At 50.4% G+C, this 22368-nt stretch carries 15 protein-coding genes; 3 read left to right on the top strand and 12 right to left on the bottom strand.

Annotated features, from left to right (window positions below; genetic code table 11):
• Positions 1-80: 80 nt before the first annotated feature.
• Positions 81-986: an AraC family transcriptional regulator gene (locus BTA51_RS27580; RefSeq protein WP_094712309.1), complete on the top strand. Its 906-nt coding sequence runs from the start codon at positions 81-83 to the stop codon at positions 984-986.
• A 180-nt stretch (positions 987-1166) separates the two neighbouring features.
• On the opposite strand, the gene rsgA is transcribed toward BTA51_RS27580, so the two are convergent.
• Positions 1167-2210: a ribosome small subunit-dependent GTPase A gene (gene rsgA / locus BTA51_RS27575; protein ID WP_168188321.1), complete on the bottom strand. Its 1044-nt coding sequence runs from the start codon at positions 2208-2210 to the stop codon at positions 1167-1169.
• Between the two features lie 482 nt (positions 2211-2692).
• On the opposite strand from rsgA, the gene BTA51_RS27570 reads away from it, so the two are divergent.
• On the top strand, positions 2693-3013 hold the full coding sequence (locus BTA51_RS27570) for a hypothetical protein (protein WP_094712308.1): 321 nt from the start codon (positions 2693-2695) through the stop codon (positions 3011-3013).
• Between the two features lie 73 nt (positions 3014-3086).
• Here the strand turns inward: BTA51_RS27570 and BTA51_RS27565 are convergent, their stop codons facing one another.
• The 10 genes from BTA51_RS27565 to BTA51_RS27520 all read right to left on the bottom strand — a co-directional run bounded on the left by BTA51_RS27565 (position 3087) and on the right by BTA51_RS27520 (position 19429).
• Positions 3087-4298: a urate hydroxylase PuuD gene (locus BTA51_RS27565; protein ID WP_094712307.1), complete on the bottom strand. Its 1212-nt coding sequence runs from the start codon at positions 4296-4298 to the stop codon at positions 3087-3089.
• A 78-nt stretch (positions 4299-4376) separates the two neighbouring features.
• Positions 4377-5702, bottom strand: a complete 1326-nt coding sequence (gene guaD, locus BTA51_RS27560) for a guanine deaminase (protein ID WP_168188320.1) — start codon at positions 5700-5702, stop codon at positions 4377-4379.
• A 2-nt stretch (positions 5703-5704) separates the two neighbouring features.
• The gene (locus BTA51_RS27555; RefSeq protein WP_094712306.1) at positions 5705-6214 is read right to left on the bottom strand and encodes an ureidoglycolate lyase; all 510 of its coding nucleotides are present in this window, start codon (positions 6212-6214) and stop codon (positions 5705-5707) included.
• Position 6215: 1 nt separating this feature from the next.
• Positions 6216-6557 carry a hydroxyisourate hydrolase gene (gene uraH / locus BTA51_RS27550; protein ID WP_094712305.1) on the bottom strand — a complete coding sequence of 114 codons (342 nt, stop codon included), beginning with the start codon at positions 6555-6557 and terminating at the stop codon, positions 6216-6218.
• Entirely contained in the window at positions 6554-7054 is a 501-nt protein-coding gene (gene uraD, locus BTA51_RS27545) for a 2-oxo-4-hydroxy-4-carboxy-5-ureidoimidazoline decarboxylase (RefSeq protein ID WP_094712304.1), read from the bottom strand. Before uraD ends, uraH begins: the two co-directional genes overlap by 4 nt.
• 2 nt (positions 7055-7056) lie before the next feature.
• Positions 7057-8085, bottom strand: a complete 1029-nt coding sequence (gene alc, locus BTA51_RS27540; RefSeq protein WP_094712303.1) for an allantoicase — start codon at positions 8083-8085, stop codon at positions 7057-7059.
• Positions 8086-8142: 57 nt separating this feature from the next.
• A complete protein-coding gene (gene allB, locus BTA51_RS27535; protein WP_094712302.1) occupies positions 8143-9510 on the bottom strand; it encodes an allantoinase AllB in 1368 nt (455 codons plus the stop codon).
• Positions 9507-11894: a xanthine dehydrogenase molybdopterin binding subunit gene (xdhB, locus tag BTA51_RS27530; protein ID WP_094712301.1), complete on the bottom strand. Its 2388-nt coding sequence runs from the start codon at positions 11892-11894 to the stop codon at positions 9507-9509. Before xdhB ends, allB begins: the two co-directional genes overlap by 4 nt.
• Positions 11887-13341: a xanthine dehydrogenase small subunit gene (gene xdhA, locus BTA51_RS27525; RefSeq protein WP_094712300.1), complete on the bottom strand. Its 1455-nt coding sequence runs from the start codon at positions 13339-13341 to the stop codon at positions 11887-11889. The genes xdhB and xdhA overlap by 8 nt, the downstream gene beginning before the upstream one ends.
• Positions 13342-13795: 454 nt before the next feature.
• Positions 13796-19429 (bottom strand): alpha/beta fold hydrolase, encoded by a 5634-nt coding sequence (locus BTA51_RS27520; RefSeq protein WP_094712299.1) that lies wholly within the window; start codon positions 19427-19429, stop codon positions 13796-13798.
• Between the two features lie 296 nt (positions 19430-19725).
• Here BTA51_RS27520 and BTA51_RS27515 point away from each other — a divergent pair, with 296 nt between their 5' ends.
• Positions 19726-21528, top strand: coding sequence for a hybrid sensor histidine kinase/response regulator (locus BTA51_RS27515; protein ID WP_141215691.1), 1803 nt, complete (start codon positions 19726-19728; stop codon positions 21526-21528).
• A 42-nt stretch (positions 21529-21570) separates the two neighbouring features.
• Here the strand turns inward: BTA51_RS27515 and BTA51_RS27510 are convergent, their stop codons facing one another.
• Complete coding sequence (locus BTA51_RS27510; protein WP_094712297.1) at positions 21571-22230, bottom strand: response regulator transcription factor; 660 nt, start codon at positions 22228-22230, stop codon at positions 21571-21573.
• Positions 22231-22368 lie beyond the last annotated feature (138 nt).

The following is a 22368-nucleotide window of genomic DNA, read 5'->3' as shown; positions in this document are numbered from 1 at the left end:
TTGCAGAATGGAAACGATAGATTTTCATAGTCGGACTTTCTACAATCACTAGTCCATAAAACTTTGGTAAGAGTCCGGGAATGATAGATCCACTGGCAGAGGTCGTCACGCTGCTACAACCCGCCGCCCCGTTTTCAAAAAATGTTACATGCGCAGGTCATTGGCAGGTTCGTCGTTCTGAATACGGCCGACCTTTTTTCTGTGTGGTGGTTGAGGGCTCCTGCCAGCTTGCTGTCGACGGACATGAGCCACTTATTCTCAAGGAGAGTGATTTTGTCCTGATACCTTCGGCCGAAGGATTCACCATGTCCGGGTTGGAGCAGGTACCTCCCGAACATATCGATCCTTTGATTGTTCCCTTGCCCAGTGGTGAAGTCAGGTGTGGCCTCCAAAGCGGACCCCCTGATGTCAGGATGCTGGTAGGTTATTGTGCTTTTGGTTCATCGGATGCCTCGCTGCTGGTTTCTCTACTGCCTCAACTGGTTCATGTTCGCGGCGAGAAGCGACTTACTACACTGGTTCAGCTGGTTGCGGATGAATCGCGCGCCATGCGACCGGCTCGTGATCTTATCTTACCTCGTCTTTTAGAGGTTCTATTGATCGAAGTGTTCAGGTTTACACCAAAGACCGCTTCGTCACCAGGGCTTCTCAATGGGCTTGCGGATGAACGCCTTGCCGTTGCCCTGAGACGAATGCATGAGAGTCCGTCCAAATCCTGGACCATGGCTGAACTTGCAAGAGAGGCAGCGTTATCCAGATCCGCGTTTTTCGAGCGTTTCAGCCGTGCTGTGGGAATGACTCCTATGGACTACCTGCTATCCTGGCGCATGGCTTTGGCAAAGAAACTCTTGAGGGAAAAAGATGCTGCTGTCGCCGAGGTGGCGGAGCGTGTTGGCTACAGTTCTGCAAGCACGTTCAGTGTTGCCTTCGCCCGTCATGTTGGGATTCCTCCCGCGCGGTATGCACGAGAGCGGGAACAGTTGTAATGACTATGTATCTTCCCAAGGCTGAATTTAGCTATCTGACACGTCAGAGTTCATCCCGCATGTCATCACTTGCGATAGGTGCTCATTCAACGAATGGATAATCTGATACCTTGAAATCATTAGAGAACACCAGAACAAGCGGTCAGGTGCGAGGTCCGTTCGCTTGTTCTGGTGGTTTGGTTATTCTCCTCTTTTGTTAATTTTTGATTTTCGCTGTATGCGCTTATAGAACCTGCCTAGTTCACGATCTTTGGCACGTCTTTCTGCCAGGCTGGCAGAGTTATATGCCTGTTCCCGGGAAAGCTTTTGATAGTTATCCAGCCTTCTCTGGCTCAGCTCACCGAGCTGAATTGAGTGAGTGACATAACAGCCGGGTTCACCGGAGTGTGAACAGTCACTAAATCGGCAATTTTGAGCCAAGGCTTCAATCTCAGCGAAGGTTGATGCAATACCTTCCTGACAATTGGTTAACTGGATCTCACGCATTCCGGGGGTATCGATCAGCAAACCTCCATTTGCTATTGGCAATAATGAGCGACGGGTTGTTGTGTGCCTGCCTTTGTCATCTGACATTCTGATGCCCCCCGTTTGTTGTCGCTCTTCTTCCAGCAGGGAATTGGTAATGGTGGACTTACCGGTGCCGGAAGAACCCAACAGGACAACTGACTTGCCTTTCCCACACCAGCTCTTGAGTGAATCAACGCTATGTATATCCAGCCCATTGACCAGTTCAACGCTTAACATCGGGTCAATTCGATGTATTTGCTGTTTGAAAGAGTCGGGGTCAGCACACAAATCCATTTTGCTCAGGACGATGACCGGCTCTGCGCCTGCTTCATTGACCACAGCCAGATATCGCTCAATACGATTCAGGTTAAAATCATCGTTAAGAGAGCAGACAATAAATGCAGTGTCCACATTGGCGGCAATTAACTGTTCGTCGGCTTTGTTTCCTGCGGCTCTACGTCTAAAGCAACTTTTACGTTCCAGTGCACGGACAAAGCTTCCATCTTGTGACAATAACAGCCAATCCCCAACCGTTAAGTCTGGCATTGAATGGGTGATGGCAAGGGAGAACAGGTTTGACTCCGTCAAAACCTCAATTTCTGAGCGATGACGCTCCACAATACGAGCGGGAATGAGATGTTCCCAGTCTTCAAGACTGAGTTGTTGTTGAAAAAATGGCTGCCAACCTAAGTCGGCTAAAGATAAATGATGAGTCACGACAAACCCCTACGCAAATGCGTAAATTTGTAAAACCTCTGGGGCTAGCTTTAAGCCCCGGTTAAACACCGGGCGAAGTGACGTCTCAGGGAATTAGGCGGCTGCCGAAAGAATCCTTAGTGAGCGTTTGCCCGGTCAGGCGTCATTACAATCATCAAATATTCTCCTAACCGTTTTTTGGGAGCAGGTAATATAGCATTTCATTGGATTAAAGAAATCCTATTTGCAAGAAAAGGCCTTGAAAGACCTATAAGGGGATTGGTTGTCTACATTTTGATACATAACTATGGGCGTCCATGGCCACTTGTCTAACAGGAGTTGAAGGGAATTTGATGAAAGCTTTTTGGGTAATTGATATGAAGGTAATTGCTTCAGACGGTCCCCTGTTCAGTGATGACAGTCGAAAGTCTTGTTGGTAAATTAACTCGTCTTGCACAGAGAATGGCTGTGATGAGCGATCTTCAGTTGGAGGCCTTTAAATCATGATGGAGTTTTCAGAATACCAGCAACCAGCTAAAACCATCGCTCTTCATTATGCATCTAGGGCAGAGAATTCTTTGGCGAGCATGGTTTATGGTGGCCAGATGGACGTTCGAAATGCTGAAGAGGCAAAGACTTTAACTGAATTCTTTTGGTCTATGAGCGACGATGCTGCGGAAGACCATGCTGAGGATCGTGAAATATCAAATCAGTATGATCTCGAATTTTGGATGGAAAAGCTGATGAACATCACTATCGGATATCTGACATCCTTGGGATACGGTGATGTGTGGAAAGACGAATCTTTCCGTATTAATAGTTAGTCGCAAAACCTAAACGGGTTCACTGACCCGTTTAGGTTATCCAATAAAGAAGGCATCCCTGCCAAGGCGAGATTCAACTCTCAGGCGCGCCGGCGGCGATCCACTCACCTACCAGCACACGTTCATCATCTGTCATACCGGTTTTATTCATAAACGGCATATCTGTGGAATCAACTGCACGGGCCTGAATTCTCGGAGCCCATTGTTTCATTTGAGCGATATCATCCAGCATCACACCGCCCGGTGCTGTTCCGAACATGTCGTCTGTCGGGGAGGACGAATGGCATACGGCACAGCGGGACTGCAGGACGCTTTCTACTTTGTTGACGTTCACGGATGCGACGACATCAGCAGCTTCTGCCTGGGCTGGGACGGAGATGGATTTAGGTGCGATCATGACCACCAGAGCCAGGGTAGCAACGCCTGCACCCGCCAGAATCCATGGGGTTTCCTTGTTGGTGTGACGAAGGACAAAGTAACGTCTGATAGCGGCGGTAATCACGACGATGGCCATCAACACAGCCCAGTTGTAGGCATGGTTGTAAGTAATAGGATAGTGGTTGCTGATCATGATGAAGATCAGAGGCAGCGTGGTGTAAGTGTTATGAGTGGAGCGCAGCTTGGCTTTTTCAGCCCAGCTAGGATCCGGAGCGCCGCCGGCTTTTACGGCATCAACAAGTGCTCGCTGTCCTGGCATGATGACCCGGAAAACGTTTCCGGCCATGATGGTGCCGATGACGGCCCCCATATGGATGTAGGCCCCTCTGGCGCTGAAAACCTGGGTGAGGAAATAGGCCAGACCAGTCCCACCGGCAAAGAGCACGATTCCCAGCAGTGTTCCGTTTTTGGCAAGAGGAGATTTGCACAGTAAGTCGTAGAAGAACCAGCCACCAATGATCACGCTCAGCCCGATAGCAATGGCTTGACCTTGACTGAGATCGGCGACTCTTTTATCGATCAGGTAAGCCTCAGCACCGACGTAATACATCAAAGACAGCAGGAAGAAGCCGGTGATCCAAGTCGTGTAGGCTTCCCACTTGAACCAGTGCAAATGTTTCGGCATTTCCGGGGGCGCCAGACGGTATTTGGCGACTTCATAGAAGCCTCCGCCATGGATAGCCCATAGATCACCGCGTATACCTTTATCTGCTTTCCACTTAGGTGGATTTTCCAGGGAATTATCCAGCCAGATGAAGTAGAAGGAAGCACCGATCCAGGCGATGCCGGTGATGACGTGGAAGAAGCGAAGTAACAGGTTCAGCACTTCATTGATAAAGGGGTCCATAGCGGCTACCTCCGGGTTTCTTGTTAGACTTATTCTTGTTCGTTTTTTAGGGCGAACACATAGGTTCGCCCCTACAGGTTAATTGGTTTTCTCGTGGGCTTTTTCGCCCATGATGTAGGTGGCTTTGACGGAGCGGTCGTCACCTAACATGGCCAATACGAAAAGCGTTTCTTCCAGGTCTTTGCTGTGCTTCAGGCGCATGGAAATCAGTGGCGTGGATTTCAGATCCAGCACCACAAAATCAGCTTCTTTGCCGGATTCGAAATTGCCGATTTTGTCTTCCAGGTCCAACGCTCTGGCGCTTCCCAGTGTGGCCAGATAGAAAGATTTGAGAGGAGTCAGTTTTTCCCCACGAAGCTGCTGGGTTTTATAGGCTTCATTCAGGGTTTCCAAAATGGAGAAGCTGGTGCCCGCACCAACATCGGTGCCCAGGCCGACTTTGACATCGAACTCTTCTGCTTTCTTCAGATTGAACAGACCACTACCCAGGAACAGATTGGAAGTAGGGCAGAAGGCGATAGCGGATTCCGTGTCATGCAGACGCTGGTATTCCTGGTCACACAAATGAATGCCATGAGCAAAGACACTGCGTTTTGTCAGCAGACCAAACTGATCGTAGGCATCCAGATAGTTTTCACTTTCCGGAAACAGATCTTTCACCCACGCCACTTCGTTGGTGTTTTCGGAAAGGTGGGTGTGCATGTACAGATCCGGCTGCAGACGCAATAATTCGCCAGCTTTATCCAGTTGAGCCGGTGTGCAGGTGGGAGCGAATCTGGGAGTGACCGCGTATTGCAGGCGGCCCCGGTTATGCCATTTCTCGATCAGTGCTTTACTGTCTTCATATCCGGTGTCAGGTGTATCGGTCAGATCTTCCGGAGCATGGCGATCCATCAGCACCTTACCGCAAATCATCCGAAGATTTTTGGCCTCGGCTTTGGTAAAGAACGCATCAACGGATTCAGGATGCACGCTACCGAAGACCAGAGCTGTGGTGGTGCCGTTGTTGAGTAATTGATCCAGGAAAAAGTCGGCGATTTCGCCCGCATACTGGCTATTGTGGAACTGCTTTTCGGTAGGAAAAGTGTAAGTTTCCAGCCATTCCAGCAACTGCTCTCCGTAAGAAGCGATCATTTCAGTCTGTGGATAGTGGATATGAGTATCGATAAAGCCTGGAACGATCAGACTGTCGGAGTATTCTTCAATCGGAAACAGGGCAGGGAGCGTCGGAAGAAGATCCCCGGCATGGCCGACTTGTTCCACATGGCCGTCCTTGATGATCAACAAGCCATCTTCGAAGTATTCATAACAATCTGAAACCTGGCCTCCGGTATTGCCCACTTTGGTCGGGTCATCCAGAAAATGAAGAATAGCGCCGCGAATGGCTTTCAATGATTGGCTCACGTTTAGTCCTCCAGATTTATCGTTATGACTTGATCGAGACTGAGTATGACTTCGTCACAGTTGTCACCTTCACCACCCCGGTCGACCACCAGAAAATCGCTGACTTCATCCAATGCCAGGCAGAAGTGGTGCCAGGTTCCTTTGTGATAATTGACCCCTTGATTCGGGCCTGCCAGGAAGACCTGGATTTCCCGGGGATCCAGCTCACCCGGCGCAGCCACTGCCACCAGATAAGGGCGCTGGTTCAGCGGAATAAACGCCTGGCTGGATAGAGGGTGCCGTTCCATCACTTCCAATAAAAGGGGACTTGGAAGTGGAGTGGAACGGAAAATGTTGATCAAGGGCCTGCCACCCTGAGCCGCCACGTCAACATTGGCAAGATCGTGAAAGCGTTGGGTATAGCCCTGGTTGATCTCCAGGACTTTGGCCTGATCGTGAATTTCGATCACATCACCATAAGGTGCAAATGCCTCGCGGGTGAGGGGTTGTGGAGTAACAACGCGACCGGTCATTTCAGCTCCCCCGATAGGTGGAGTAGCCGTAAGCGGCTAGCAGGAGCGGAATATGGTAATGCTGCCCATTACCGGTTATCTGGAAGACGATATCCACGAAGGGATAAAACACCGGATCACCGTTGCTTTTGAAATAGGCTTGGGTATCGAAGTGCATACGGTAGCAGCCTGAATCCAGCACTCGCCCCACTTCCAATAACTTACCAATTCGACCATCGTGATTGGTATGTCCTTCGGCAATTTGCTTCCAACCGTCATCCGTCATCTGACTTAAAACAATCGGCACTTCGGAGGCGGGACAGCCGCGTGTAGTATCCAGGATATGGGTCGTGATCTGGCTCATACTAATTTTTCCAAACGAATTCGAGTGATTTTACGTTGTTCTTCTGCGGCGTTACGCAGCTCGGTGTCACGGTCATTTGGCAGACGCTGGTTCAGCAGTTCCAGCATCTCTTCGGCACTTTTACCAGTGGCGCAAACGATGAAGATAAAGCCGAACTTTTCTTCATAGGCTGTGTTTCCGTCCGCGAGTGCTTTCAGAGTTTCATCCGTTGCGACGTTCACGCCTGACTGTTCGGCTCCAGCCAGCGCTTTGGTATTGGCATATTTGGCGCGAAGACTGTTGACGTCACCAATCTTGGGGTGGCCTTCAAAGGCTTCTAGAAAATCGGATTCTCCCAGTTCAGCCCAGTGTCGATCGGCGATCTTGAAAAGGCTCTCCGCGCCCATGTATGGCCGGCTGGCAGCCATGCGTTCAACCCAGGCGGAAGACGTGCAGCACTGCATAAAGGTGTGACGTGCTTCTTCCATGGATTGTTGATTAACTGTTTCGAGTCCCACGATTAGTCCTCCTTACGGTATCCGTAAACACGCATACGGCTGACACCGCCGTCAGGGAAGATATTCAAGCGTACGTGCGTAAACTGTTGTTCAGAGGAGGATTGAATTTCGTTGATGAATAGATGCTCCCGGTGAGCATGCAGTTTGGTCTTGGGAATAATGGTCTGCCACTCCGCATTTTTTCCTTCCGCGCCGTCACCGAAGTTGTCATCGCTACTGACGATACCTTCCAGGGAAAAAGTATCCGGGAAGTTACCCTTAAAGTGATTGGTGTCGATGAGCACTTTGTTGACTGATCCGGCGGCAGCAAGTTTCACAATCACCCAGTCATTCTTGCCGTCGCGACGGCGTTTGGTTTCCCAGCCGTCTCCCATGTTGACGCCACGGTTCGGCATCAGCAGGTTGTTTTTGTCGCTGAAGAACATATCGCTGCATAGAATTGCGCGGCCGCCGTTTTTGATTGAGGCCAGGTCGATCAGCTCACCGGGAAGGAAATTGTTCCAGGAAATTTGTGGGTCGCCGTAAATGCGCAGGCGGGCAACGCCACCGTCGGGATAAATACGCAGACGAACATGTGTCCAGGCAGAATCGCTCTTAATTTTGAACAGGTTCTGGCTGTGGGGCTCGACATCAGATTGAGTTAGGATTTCTACCCACTCGGCGTTGTCTGTCAGCTCACCATCACAAGCACAGGCTTCCATGGAGACGGACAGGGGAGCGTTTCCGCGGAAATGGTTGGTGTCCACATCGATACCGCGGATGACACCAGGAATTCCCAGGCGCAGGATACACCAGTCATGGTCACGGCCATTATCACGACCGTAGCTGCGGGCAGATTCCCAGCCATCCATCCATTTACCGCGTTCGGTATATTTGTCATCGATGAACACACCGCGACCGGGTTTGATCAGGTTTTCCATCTCGGCGAAAAAGTCATCGCTACAGGCGATGGTTTCGCCGCCGACTCTTTCGGATACCAGGTCGATATATTGGCTGGAGTATTCATTAGTTGGAGTGGTGTGGTTTGTCATAATTTTTCCGATATTCGTATTAGCTAAACTCAAGAAATTTTCTTTCTCGCATATTGTCTATCGCTGATCTCTCAGGATCGGTTTCCCCATGGGTCCCTGCGAAAACTGCCCCTGGTCATACACTATCTCCCCGCGAAGGTAGGTCTGCTGGATTTCTCCAAAGACTTTTTTCCCTTCATAAGGCGTGATCTTGTGTCGATGTTTGATCATGTCCGTTGTAATTTCGTATTCCGCTTCCGGATCGAAAATCAGAAGATCTGCCTGATATCCTGGAGCGATTCGCCCTTTCTTGTGTCCCAGGCCGATAAAGTCCGCCGTAGCAGTGGCCATCAGGTGGGAAACCGTTTCCAGGCTCATTCCACGCTGGCGTGCTTCTGTCCAGATCAGGGGTAAGCCAAATTGCAGCGCGGAAATTCCGCCCCACGCTTTTTCGATATCGCCGCTGTCGATGTGTTTAAGCTGTGGTGTGCATGGCGAATGATCCGAGACGATAAAATCAATCAAACCGTCTTTCAGGCCTTGCCACAGTTGTTCACGGTTGCTGTCTTCCCGGATTGGCGGACAGCATTTGAACAGGGTTTTACCGTCTGGAATACTTTCGGCGAATAACGTCAGGTAGTGTGGACAGGTTTCAATCGTGAATTTGAGGCCCGAGTTTCTTGCCTCAGAGATGGCCTTTAATGCTTCGGCAGAAGACAGATGCACAATGTGGATATGGCCGTCATATCCTTGCTTTCTGGCTTCCTGACCCAGACGGATCATCAAGTTGATGGCCTCGTTCTCCCAGTGTTTAGGGCGGGATTGTAGAAAGCTTTGATAGGCATTACCGATTTCAGGAGCAGGAGAGTGATCCTGGTCCAGTTCCGCGTGAATCAGATAAGGCGCCTGGTACTTTGCCAGAATTGGAATGGCACGATTGATATCGCCTTCTGTGACCGGCGGAAATTCCTCAATACCGGAATCTATCAGGAATGATTTAACCCCGAGAACGCCGGCTGCCAATAGTTCGTCCAGATCATCCAGGTTGTCGGGAGTCACACCGCCCCAAAAGCCACAGTCTACCCAGAGCTTGTCTTCAACAGATGCCAGCTTTTCCTCAAACGCTGCTTTGGTTGTTGTGACCGGGATGCAGTTCAGGGGCATGTCCACCAGGGTGGTGATGCCTCCGGCAGCAGCGGCTTGAGTTGCAGTGTTAAAGCCTTCCCATTCGGTACGTCCTGGTTCATTGATATGAACATGGGTATCCACCAGACCGGGCATGATGACCAGGTTGCCGAGATCCTTCACCGGACATTCCATGGTGCTATCAACATCATGTAATGCCACAATGCGCCCATTGTTGATCTCCACAATAGCGGGCCTGATACCCTGAGGTGTCAGGACTCTCTGGCTGCGCAAGGCGATTCTGTCTGTCACTGAGATCATGCCGTTACCTCTTCCTCAGCCTGAATCCTGGTGGTTGCATTCGTCTGGAATTGCTTGGTGGCCTTGACCGCTTTTAATACCCGTTCAGGTGTTGCAGGAGTGTCCAGAGGAGGGCTGAAGCGGTAGTCCGCCACACTGGAAGCCGCATCTCTCAAGGCAGACCATACCGACATAGCGAGCATAAAAGGCGGCTCTCCCACGGCTTTGGAGTTGTAGATGGTGGCTTCACGGTTACGTTGATCGAACAGCTGTACCCGGAAATCTGCCGGCATATCGCTGACGGCCGGGATTTTGTAGGTGGCAGGTCCTGTGGTCTGTAAGCGGCCGTTGTCGGCCCAGGACAGTTCTTCAGACGTCAGCCAGCCCATGCCCTGGATGAAGCCTCCTTCAATCTGGCCGATATCGATCGCCGGATTCAATGAGTGGCCCACATCGTGAAGGATGTCGGTGCGCAGCAATTTGTATTCTCCGGTCAGCGTATCGACGATGACTTCGGACACTGCCGCACCGTTGGCAAAATAAAAAAACGGACGTCCGGAAGCTTTGTTGCGGTCGTAATGGATCTTTGGGGTCCGGTAGTAACCGGTGGAGGAGAGGGATATCCGATTAACGTAGGCTAGCTGTGCCAGCTCCGCGAAGCTTATGGATTGATCACCGAAGTGAACCCGGTTGTCCGCAAAAACAATTTCTGAGGCTTCTACACCATGATGTTGGACGATGAAATCTATTAACCGTTGTTTGATGTTTCTGGCGGCATTCTGGGCGGCTTTACCGTTCAGGTCAGTGCCGGAGGAGGCCGCTGTTGGTGAAGTATTGGGAACCTTGTCTGTCCGTGTAGCAGACACATTGATGGTGTCCAGGTCCACCTGGAACTCTTCTGCCACGACCTGAGCCACTTTGGTAAACAGGCCTTGGCCCATTTCGGTGCCGCCATGGTTCAGGTGGATGCTGCCGTCGGTGTAAATATGGATGAGCGCGCCGGCCTGATTCAGGTGCTGCACGGTAAATGAAATACCGAATTTCACCGGCGTCAAAGCAATGCCTCGTTTCAGAATGCGGTTATTCTGATTGAATTCGCGAATTTGCTGGCGGCGTTGCTGATAGTTGGAAGTCTGCTCCAGCCGTTCGATCATCTCCGGCAGTACATTGTGTTCCACCACCTGGTGATAAGGCGTGACATTGCGAGAGTCCTGGCCGTAAAGGTTGAGCTTGCGGATTTCCAAAGGATCTTTGCCCAGATAGCGGGCAATATCGTCCATGGCATATTCAATGGTCATCATGCCCTGAGGTCCGCCAAAGCCGCGAAATGCTGTGTGGGAAACCGTATTGGTCTTACAGCGGTTGCCGACGATTTTGACTTGATCCAGATAATAAGCGTTATCAGAGTGGAACATAGCGCGGTCAACAATCGCATCAGATAAATCCGGCGAGTAACCACAGAAACCATTGACGATAATATCTGCCCCCAGAATTCTACCGTCGTCATCAAACCCGATACGGTAGCCATTTTCGAAGGGGTGACGTTTGCCTGTCATGACCATGTCATCCCCTCGGTTGAGGCGCAGCTTGACCGGTCGTCTGGTGATGTGTGCCAACAGGGCGGAAATACAGGCCCAGGGAGCTGCCTGGGTTTCCTTGCCGCCGAAACCACCTCCCATACGACGCATATCGATGGTTACCAGATTGAACGGAATGCCCAGAACTTCAGCGACCAGCTTCTGAACTTCAGATGGGTGCTGGCTGGAGGTATAGATCATCATTCCGCCGTCTTCTGTGGGAATGGCTGAGGAAACCTGACCCTCCAGGTAAAAGTGCTCCTGACCACCAACCGACAAATGACTTTCCAATACATGAGGCGCATCTTCGATGGCTTGGTCCGCATCGCCGCGCTGCATAGAATGGGGAGGACGGACGAAATTTTGTTGTGCCAGAGCCGTTTCTACATCCAAGACCGGCGGCAATTCTTCATATTCAATCTTTGCCAGTTGAGCTGCGCGCCAGGCTTGTTCATGGGTCTTGGCAGCCACGGCAAATATCGGCTGACCGTAATATTCAACCAGGTCCTTCGCCAAAACCGGATCACCGGGGAATACCGGGCCAATATCCAGGTGGCCAGGCACATCTTCGGCTGTAATGACTTTGACAACACCAGGTGCGGCCAACACTGCAGACAGATCAAGATTTTTGATCCGCCCATGGGCGATTTGGCTTTTCCCGATCGCAGCATGGAGCTGATTGACGTGATCGGTGCGGTCGTCCACATAGATAGCTTCACCAGTCACATGTTTGGTGGCGCTTTCATGTTTGCTCGAAGCGCCGACACCGCCCTTGTGCTGTTCCTTTGACATTTTCGTGATGCGGTTGAGGTCAGTCAGATTACGCATAGCCGGTCACCCTTGTTGCTGTTTTTTGTTGTCCTACGGATTGATTGATTTCAAGGAAACTCTTCATCAGAAGGTTTTTTGCCACGTCCATACGATATTCGGCGGAGGCACGAACATCGCTCAGTGGTTTGAAATCCAGCTCCAGGGCTTGCATAGCGGATTCGACATTGAGCTCATTCCAGGGTTGCCCTTGTAAAGCGGCCTCACAGTGAAGAGCCCGTTTTGGGATGGCGGCCATGCCACCAAATGCGGCGGTGAATGTTTGTACTTTTTGATTTTCGATGTGGAAATAGAGTGCTCCCAGTATGGCGGAGATATCGTCATCGATTCGCTTGGAAATCTTATAGATTTTCAACACATGTCCGGGCTTGGCTTTGGGAACTTCTATGGACTGGATGAATTCGTTTGGTTTCAGGTCAGTGACTTTGTAGTCGTGGAAATAGTCAGCCACTTTTATGGTGCGGGTGTTATGGCCCCGGCGAAGAGTCATTGTGGCGTCCAGGGCAATTAAGACCGGTGGCATATCGCCTATCGGGGAGGCGTTGCCAATGTTGCCGCCGATGGTTCCCTGGTTACGGATTTGCAGTGAGCCCAAGCGCTCTATCATCTCGCCCAGTTCAGGGTATTCCTGCTCTAATCTTTCAACACACTGGTTGTAAGTTACCGCGCTACCGATAACCAGGGAGCTTTCGGTTTCAGTGACCGTCTTAAGTTCAGCCACATTGCCGACATAAACAATGGTACTCAAATCCCGATGAAACTGGGTGACCTCCAACGCCAGATCGGTTCCCCCGGCAAGCAGTCGGGCTTTTGGATAATCGATCAGTAGTTGAGCCAGTTCATCAATGGAGGTTGGCGAAAAGTAATGTGAAACACTATTGGAGAGTGTTGCGGTGCAACCGTCATTGATGGCTTGCAGCTGTTCAGTGGTTGAGGGCTCGGTGGTCTGGCAACTGGGATAACTACCCATATTGAGGGCAGCATCGACAATGGGGCGATATCCGGTACAACGACACAAGTTCCCTGACAAGGCTTCCATGGCTTCATCTTTTGACGGGGAAGGGTGGTTTTTGTTCAGTGCATACAGGGACATGACAAAGCCGGGAGTGCAGAATCCGCACTGTGAACCGTGACAGTCCACTATGGCTTGCTGTGCCGGGTGTAGCTGGTCACCCTGTTTCAGATCTTCTACCGTGAGAAGCTGTTTGCCGTGTAAGGCTGGCAGGAAAGTAATGCAGGAATTGATCGACTTGTATCTGACTTTGCCGTTCTCCAATTCCCCCACCACGACAGTACAGGCGCCGCAGTCACCGGAGGCGCAGCCTTCTTTGGTTCCACAGCGGTTTAAATCGTTACGCAGGTAGTTGAGTACAGTGGTGTTCGGGTCGAAGTTTTCGACGCTATGTAGCTCATTATTCAGTAAAAATTTTATTGTTGTTTGTGTCATTGTGCTCAGTCCACTGGTTGTTGCAGGTTGGATGGAACAGATATCTGCTCCTTAAAACCTGACACAAGTGTCAAGATGTGGTTAAAGTACAATGAAGCTGACATAAGTGTCAACTAATTATGTTGTCCTTATTATTGAAGGGATATGCCTGAAAGTTATTAGCCTCTTCGGTAGTGGGTTTGGAGTGCTTTGACGCATGGTATGAAAGACCGTAATTGATCTGGAACCCGAACCAATAAAGCAATGAGGAACGGAACTGCATGAGGGGGAGGATAGCTCGGGCAAAAATAGCCCTTGTGAAGAAATGAGGCCGAAATATTCGGAATTAACGGAGGATAAGAAAAAGAGGCCCTGATCCAGGCAGCTCAGAGCCTCTCTTGCTTTATGCCGTGGCCATGAAATTCATCGTGACCAGGATTTACATCGTTATAAAGAAATACACCGTGGCCCGGACTTAAGGTGCGCTCAGGTGAATTTCATAGCTCCCGTCACTACCCGGGATTAGCCACTCATGCAGTGAACTCTCAGGGGACAGCAAATGATCTTCATGGTTAACGGTCTTAAGCCGCAGATTCCAACGACAGGAATCGCCCAGCCAGGCATTGACGCTGACGAAGTGGGAGAAATGCGTGGTCAGAAGTGTTGACTCACAGTCCAGGCGGATATCAGGATACCCCGGGAGCTCGATGCGACTGCAACCGTCCCAGTCTACTTCAGCAGGTTTTGTCGCAGTGAAGGGGAGTGGAGCATAGAGCCCTGAGGAAACCAGCTGCCAGGCTGTTACGGACTTATGGCCGGTATGATGGAAAGATAGGCGGGAGATGGAGGATATGTGCAGATCTCCGCCCACAAAGATCACATTCTGTATTTGGTTTTCTACAATGGTCTCGATCACTCTGGCGAGAGTGGCGGGATATCCCAGCCAGTCATCCTGGTCGAGCCACAATTCGGGGAAGGTGCACAGCTTTTTACTAAGAGGAGCCATCACACTCCCGGAGAAGATAAATTTGGGATGGGCCGGATAGCTCGCCTGACTTTCTATCAGCCAGTTAATCAGCTCAGGAAGTTGTCTGTCTTCACTGATCATGTGTGCGGTTCTTTCGCTGCCGATCTGGCGAAACTGGCGCTCGCTGCGGGTATCGGTAATAAACACGGGGCAAACGGATTCATCGCCTGTCTGCAGCGGATACCAGAGTGTTGGTCGATGATTAACCAGCGACTGTTGGAGATTATCCTCTGATGAACTGCTGTCTACCTGCCGGTAATCCCCAAGGAAATAAAGGGCGGCAGAGCGGGCATCCTCAAAGGCCAGTTTCTGATCAGGCATGCTGTCTGGCCAATGTCCCGACCAATTGTCGCTGAACTCGTGGTCATCAATCGCAAAGTGTGTCGGAATTGCGCCAAGCAGTTTTCTGATATTGGGACTCGACAGCGCACTACGATAGCGGCCGGTGTAATATTCAGACGCGGGCTCTGCCGGTAGCAGATTGGCTGTGGCATCGGCGTAAATCTGATCACCAATGAAGAATATCTTGTCGGGTCCATCCGCCGCTGAAAGCTGGCGGTACATCACGTCAAAAATCCGGTCAGAGATCTCGCGTTCAAATGGTGTACCCGGATATCGGCAGGAACCTACCAGAAAATTAAAGGAATTCCGGGTGGCATCTGGTTGTCTCATGCGCTCAAGCCAGCGCCAGTCAGTATGGAGGTTCAGGCGGGCAACGGTTTCGGGACCTTTATCCTGGTTGCCCATGGTTGTTAGCTGAAAATCCATGTCGTTGTAGTTTTCGATATCAAATATGTAGGCCAGATGGGCCGTACTTCTTTCCTGGAAGTGAGGGAATTCCCGCTCTCCGTGTTCACAGACTACCGAAAGACCTGGAAGCGTTGCCTGATCAATATCATTGGTTTCCGCCCATAAGCGAATGCTGATGGCCTGGCCTGATTTTCGGGCACCACGCAGAATAGGTCCGACAGTGACGGTTGGTGGACTCAGCCAACGATGAAAAGGGCTCAGCAACAGCGGGTCAAACTCAACCTGATCTGATTGCAGGCTTTCCGTACTGGAATTTCGTTCCATAAAACTGCGAATTACCGGGAAGACATCTCTATCCGCTTTATTGGCGAAAACAATGTCCATATGCCCATAGCCTGGAATTCGTTTTAGGCGAATATCTGTCTCCGGATTCGCCTCACTGAACCGTACGGCAGAAATGGTTGCCGAGTAAGGGTTGAATACCTGACTGTCTTCACCATGGATAAACAGGGTTTTAATGCCGGAAAACTTCTTGAGGTTATCGCCTTTCAGGTAAACATTAGCGCCACGTTTGTCTGTGATTTGATAGCGGCTGGCGAAATAGAACAGGTGGCGATATACGTCTCCGGGAGCTGCCCCCACAATATTGCTGAAGTCATCGTGGGTGTGGCAGGCCAGGTTGGAATGTCGCCACATGCGGCCGTAGAAGAAGGTCATACGATCACAGATGGCCTGGTCCTGATCATCTCCTCCCTGAGGGGAGTGGATATCGCTCGCTTCTTCGTCGAGTCTGGCAACGGTGAACGCCAGACGGTCCAGGAGCTGTCTGGCGACACTGTCTTCCTGGCAGGGAAGGGGATCAAGAAACTGGTCATCGAACCAATATTTGACGGCTGTGCCTATTTTCGCTTTGGTTCTGTTTGCTGCGGACGGAATCACCCACGGATGTATGGCGTTAAATGTCACGCTTTTCACCCGTTCTTTATCGAGATTCCCTTTTAGCATACTCATGGCAACAGCCGTCGCGCCGACGCAGTGGGCAAAAATGTGTATGGGTTGTTCTGTTTGCTGATAAATGTGATTCACTGCCGCCGTCATATCCAATGCAGCAATTTCATCGATGGCCCAGTCTCCTTGGGGAACCTTCGAAGGCAGTGCATTACTCAGGCGATAGTCTACCGTCCAGACGTGGTATCCGTGCTGGTAGAAATAGGCGGCCATATTATTGGACAGGGTATTGGTCGTAAAAATTCTGCTGCCTTGGGCGAGCCCGTGGACCAAAAGTATTGCAGGGGCCGGTCTCATGCTGTCTGCGTTTTGACGATAGCAGCAGAGGCGCATGGGAAAACACGAAGGGTTTGTGCGGCTGATCTGAACGTCGACGGTAGTGACTGTTGGCGCTATTTCTTCGCCATTTTCGAGTCTAAGTGCCTGGGGCATAGTGTCGACGGGCAACTTTGATAAGGGATATGTCGGCGATCCGAAACTCCAGAAATGTGTTTGAAGAATCGATCGGGTAACAAGACCGCCAAGGGAAACCAGGTCCATGAACATTTCCGGACCATTCTGCATGCTCTTTACCTGAGGCAACATATCTTCAAGCATCGAGACACTGTTCACTCTGAGCTGACCGGATAACCTACCTCGTTTGCCGGGGGAACTGAGACTGATGGGAAGCTCAAGCAGGGTGTTCCAAAGGGATTTCCCCATCAACCTCCAGGCTAGTTCTTTCTGACCGGAAAGGATGAGACTTCTGTCCTTGTTTTCCATCACATAGGACATGTACCGGTAATCGGTGTGCATTAGCGCAACGTTGATGAACCCTTTTGCCTGCTGATTCAATTCTTTCAGGGAAAGGCGCTCGTTGCCGGATGTCTTTCCTAGGCTGCCGGATCTTTCTCTATAGTCGCCAAAATAGTCAAAAAAGCTTTTGCGCCGGACATGATAGGCCGCCAGGGCATTAAGCGCCCTGAACGTCTTTTTAACCGGATTGATATCATGTCGCTCCAGCAATTTTACTTTTCCGGAAAGTCGAGTCAGCAGTGTGGTTGAGTCACACAGCTGTTGATCAACAAGGACTCTTTGCATCAAGCTGATGTCATCCGCTGGAATACGGTTGGCATGTAATTCGGCTTCGACGGGCAGTTCAAAATCCCCGGGATTTTCCAGCCACTGGTTAACATTGACATCAAAACGAAGGTTCAAGATGAGACCCTGATACTGGGTAATCCGGTCGGGCAGAATATTTATTTCCGGCCCAAATTGTTGAATCAGCCACGCCGGGATGTCTGAATCCGAATCAAAATGACCGACAAGCTGTTCCCGGAATTGCAGTATGGTGGGTGATTGTTCTTCAGCCTTAACTGGGACGGGAAACTTCAGAGTATCAAAAGCTTTGTTCGCCTGACTGGTGGAGGACTCTTCCCAGCCTGCCTCTTGCAGAATCCCGGTGGCAGCCCGCCAACTCAGCGCAGATATGGTGAGGAATGGATTGACGCCAATTGCTGTTGGCAGCATTGCACCATCCATGACGTAGAGTCCTTCATATATCTCGGTGGGTTTCCCGTCTGCCCGGTAAACCTGTCCGTCAGCGTTAACAACGCCATCTGATATATTATCCGCCATGCCGCATCCTCCCAGAGGATGAACGGATATAGCCCGTCCTGACGGAATTTTTCCACTCATCACTGAGCTCGCTGAGAGGGGCATGATCTGCCAGAAAGGATTCGGGACATACTGTCCACCGTCAAATCCGGCCTGAAAGCTCAGTTCTCTCAGATAATGGTCCGCGTTGACCGAGGCGGGGTTCAGTGCAGCCTCAGGCCAGGAAGGGTAGATATGCCACTGGCTTAGCTCTGGCTCTTGGCGATCGTCCGCGGAGTTTTCCATTGGTGAAAACTTTAGCTCACCCTTGGCACCATCATCGCCCATGATCAGTAGCAGTTGAGAGTGGTCTTTCACCAGAGAGGACGAAGACAGGATATCCTGCTCGCGATGTCGGCGGTAGAATTCGGGAACTTCCCGGCTTCCGATCCGATGCAGCTGCGCAGAGGTTGTCAAAATTTCACCGAAGACTTTGCTCATGCTGTACGGAATCGCGCCATCTTCAATAGTAATAGGAAGAGTGTCCGGATTGGACCATACCTGCAGGACGCCATTAATCGTTGGCCCTATCCGCTGATTTTCGGCATAGTCAGGGGAACCTATTCCATTGACTTCATGTGCACGACCAAAGCTAAAGGCAATGCCATCGCCATTGGTGGAGAAGTGTTTGCCCAATTGATCCGATAGCGCGAGATAGCCGGCCTTTTGGGACCGCTGAAGGATTTCCGTACTACCCAGTGTACCAGCGGATAGAATGACCCGATTTGCCGCAATGTAAAAGGTTTCCTGATGATAGTGATGTTTTGCCGTGGAAGTTCGGCCGATTTCAACTTTCCAGCGATGTGAGTCGTCCCCACTGGGTTGAATACTGAGACAGGTTGCGCCGGTACAGAATTGAGCTCCGCGAGTCCTGGCCAGGGGAATCAGGTTGGTCATCAAAGTGTTTTTGGCGCCCACATTGCAGCCGGTCACACAATTGCCGCAGTGGGTACAAGGAGGCTGATGAAGACCGGCGTTATTGCGAATCAATCCATCAGCTGTGGCGTTAGGTGAGTTGGAGTGGTGTTGGGCTTCATCAGAGAAGGTTACACATAGATCCGCCGGCGACAGATTGACCTGGCAGTTGTTTTCCAGTGCCTTGCCCAGAGTCTTGAGTGCCTGGTATTTCTGAATGTCTTCCTGTTTTTGCTGATAGAAGACATTTGTTGGTGCAGGTTTAACGCTTAACCAATGACTGACTTGTTCAAATGCTTCGTCGAGTATCTCAGGATCCTTCCTGAACGTTTCCGGCCATCGAGGCTGCTTGAATAAGGCAGAGTCAGGCTTTTTCGCAACGTTGGCATTGATCAGGGAGGTTCCTCCCAGGCCGTTTCCCACCAGAATGTCCAGACCTTCTCCCTGTCTAATGTCAAAGAGTGCGTCAGGATATCCAATCAGTTCGTTGCGGTTATTGGATTGTAGTCTGATGTGGGAAGGAATATTTCCCAGGTCATTTGGAAAATCTCCAGGGTGATATTCTTGCCCGCGTTCCAGTACCAGCACGGATCGATTCGGATGGGCAAGCCTGAAAGCGGCGACGGATCCGCCATATCCTGAACCGATGATGAGGACGTCGACTTGGTGTATGATGTCTCCGGATTTATGACCGGTAATTAATGACTCTACGGGAGTACTTATCTGAGTGTCAGATAACTCCATGGTGGTTTCCTTGTTTTCACTGGCTGCCATGTGAATGGTTCTTCTTAAAGGCCAGTACCCGGTTGATTTTCTGCCATGCCTAATGGATTTGTCGAAACCACAGGGTAACGACAAAACCGCCTGTCGACCGGTTGTTCACTGGCGACAGTCCGTTTATCGATTTATGAGTTTCCGGCAAGGTATTACGTTTTAGTTTTTATAAGGCCTTGTCCATTTGGACGAGTTATTCATCGGGCGAATATGCCGATACCAAAATTGAAGGCCTGATCTGGGATAATGACTGCCTGTCGGCAATAGGGACTAACATTAAGTTGAACAACCACATTATGCAAAATCATTTCTCACATTCGATTGAAAACGCCTGGTTGCGGGAGTCTGTCAAGATCAGAGCGCTGCAGACCAGGTCGTCGTTGTTCAGCATGTTCCTCATTGCTCTTATTATGTTGTTTGCGCTTGAGCAATATATCCCGGTGCACATCGTGCTGTTCTGGGTAAGCGGTATCCTGCTGACGGTAGGATGGCGTTACCTGATAAGCGCTCGAATAATGAAGAACTTTGAGCGTCGAGGCAATGGAGAAATCAAGGCGGCAGACAGAAATCTGAGGATTTGTAGTGTGATGACCCAATTGGGCGTTGGGCTGGGGGTAGCCCTTTGCTGGGGGGAGATTCCAACAGATGCTGCCTATATTATCACTGCGGCCCAGTTGCTTCACGGCATGGGGTGTATGATCAATCTCTCCTATGACTATAAATCGTTCAAATACTCACTCCCCATGCTGATGATTCCACCGTTCATATTCTGGGTGGTGAAAGAGGGGCAGGGCAGTATTATTTCTGCCTCAATCGTTCTTCTGTCTTTCATGATGCTGAATCTGGTAAAGCGCTCAGAAGCCAGCCTGAAAGACACATTCAAGATGCGTTTTGAGAATGTACGATTACTGCAACAGGTCGAAGCCGAAAGAGCCAAAACCGAAGAAGCCCTGACCGTTGCCCAGAAGGCTAACCAGACCCGCTCTTTCTTCATGGCGGCAGCCAGCCACGACCTCAGACAGCCCTTGTTTGCGCTATCCATATTGACCGACACTCTCGGGCTGCAGCCATTACCCGATTCTGCAAAGCTGATATTTGAAAAACAGAAATCCTCCATCGCTGCACTGAGGAGCCTGTTTGATAATCTGCTGGATCTTTCCAAGTTTGATTCCGGTCAGATCGATCCCAAGATCGAAAGCTATTCGCTGGAATCGATTCTGTCACCCATCGATGAAGAGTTTGCGGTGATATGTGCGAATCGTGGTATATCCTGGACCCTGAAGTATCCATCAGTGGCGGTTCAGACGGATCGGGATCTGTTACAGAGGGTGGTTAGAAACCTGCTGACCAATGCCACCAATTTCACCGATGAAGGTGGAGTGAGCCTGAATATCATATTTCGTGACGACAAGGCTTACTTTGAAGTGGCGGATACCGGATGTGGAATTGCTGAAGCTGATCAGAAAAGGGTATTCGATGACTTTGTTCAACTGAATAACAGCAATCGGTTGAGAACCAAGGGTGTGGGTCTGGGTCTGGCGATCACCAAACATATCAACCAGCTGCTCGGATTGAAACTGAACATGTCGTCAAAAGTGAACCAGGGAACAAAGTTCAGTTTTGAATGTCCGGCCTCACTGCTAATCAAGCCGGTGAAGGAAGAAAAACAACCGCAAATATCAACGGAAATGGTATCGGGATTGTCAGTTTGGATATTTGAAGACGAACCTTTGGTGCGTGATGCACTTAGGCATCAGTTCCAGGCATGGAATTGTCCTGCTGAAATGTTTGAATCCCGGCAGGATTTCATGGAGAAAAAAGGTCGATTTGAGAACCTGCCTGATTTGGTCATTCTGGATGATATGTTAAGTCATGACGAAAGTGGCCTGGACCTGGCCGAAGAATTGATGCCTCTCATCGGAGCCAAACGAATATTGTTGATGACTGGGAACTCTGATCCTGAACGGCTGCAGACATTGGACAGCAGCCCGTTTATCTACGCTCGTAAACCAATATCCCTTGACTGGTTGATCTACTGGATGATGACGGCGGGTCGTTCTGCGCGTATAGCACAGCCTGAACCCTCAGATCAGGACTGATTCACTGCTGGAACCCATGTCCGGCCGTGAATCAGAGTGAGGCTAGATCATTCCCAGTTGCCGGGCTTTCAGAATAACCTGAGCCCGGCTTTTGGCACCGAGAACTCTGAATACCGTGGCAAGATGAGTTTTTACCGTACCTTCCGCCATATCCAACCGATCCGCAATAACCTTGTTGGGCATGCCTTTCAGCAGGCAATGCAACACTTCTTCCTGCCTGGGTGTGAATGTCGGTTTCTCCATAGGTGGGGGAGTGGGTTTGACCGTTGTCGGGGGAAGGTCAAAACCAAGTAACCGGATGGCGTTTGGCGGAATATAGCTGCTTCCGGCCATTACCATTCGAATCGCGTTGACAATAATGTCCACATTCGAGCTTTTGGGTATAAACCCCCTCACACCATATTCAAAGGACTGGGCGATGATGGCAGGATCTTCTTCGCCTGAGAATATGACAATGGGAAGATCCGGATACTTTTCACGCAAAGTGCTCATGCCTTCGACACCCTGAGTGTCTTCAAGGTGAAGATCGAGCATCACCAGATCGACAGAGGGACTACTCTCCAGAAACTCCGTCGCTTCCGCGAGGCTGCGTACTGCAGTCGCTTCAGAAAAAATATTGAGGGCCAGAAGGGCCGTGGTTATGGCTTCCGTTACGATTGGGTGATCGTCTACTAGCAGGGCTTTCAGGTTGCTGTCTTTCACAATTTACCGTCGCTGTTTGTCTATCCGCTGCTTTCCGTCAGCGATTGCAAAAAAATGGCTTGCCGTACAGATAATGAAGAGAGCCTATGTCATCTCTCTGCCACACTCTGCTGCTGGGTTCTATTACATATTGATTTT

Origin of the sequence: Hahella sp. CCB-MM4, assembly GCF_002260525.1 — a bacterium.
Lineage (GTDB): Bacteria > Pseudomonadota > Gammaproteobacteria > Pseudomonadales > Oleiphilaceae > Hahella.
Note: the sequence above shows the minus strand (reverse complement) of the source record. Positions and strands in the feature narration are given on the sequence as shown.

Bases quoted from the DNA above. Each gene is read 5' to 3' on its own strand.
- BTA51_RS27580 (WP_094712309.1), top strand. From the start codon at position 81: ATGATAGATCCACTGGCAGAGGTCGTCACGCTGCTACAACCCGCCGCC.
- BTA51_RS27570 (WP_094712308.1), top strand. From the start codon at position 2,693: ATGATGGAGTTTTCAGAATACCAGCAACCAGCTAAAACCATCGCTCTT.
- BTA51_RS27565 (WP_094712307.1), bottom strand. From the start codon at position 4,298: ATGGACCCCTTTATCAATGAAGTGCTGAACCTGTTACTTCGCTTCTTC.
- BTA51_RS27555 (WP_094712306.1), bottom strand. From the start codon at position 6,214: ATGACCGGTCGCGTTGTTACTCCACAACCCCTCACCCGCGAGGCATTT.
- uraH (WP_094712305.1), bottom strand. From the start codon at position 6,557: ATGAGCCAGATCACGACCCATATCCTGGATACTACACGCGGCTGTCCC.
- alc (WP_094712303.1), bottom strand. From the start codon at position 8,085: ATGACAAACCACACCACTCCAACTAATGAATACTCCAGCCAATATATC.
- allB (WP_094712302.1), bottom strand. From the start codon at position 9,510: ATGATCTCAGTGACAGACAGAATCGCCTTGCGCAGCCAGAGAGTCCTG.
- xdhB (WP_094712301.1), bottom strand. From the start codon at position 11,894: ATGCGTAATCTGACTGACCTCAACCGCATCACGAAAATGTCAAAGGAA.
- xdhA (WP_094712300.1), bottom strand. From the start codon at position 13,341: ATGACACAAACAACAATAAAATTTTTACTGAATAATGAGCTACATAGC.
- BTA51_RS27520 (WP_094712299.1), bottom strand. From the start codon at position 19,429: ATGGCAGCCAGTGAAAACAAGGAAACCACCATGGAGTTATCTGACACT.
- BTA51_RS27515 (WP_141215691.1), top strand. From the start codon at position 19,726: ATGCAAAATCATTTCTCACATTCGATTGAAAACGCCTGGTTGCGGGAG.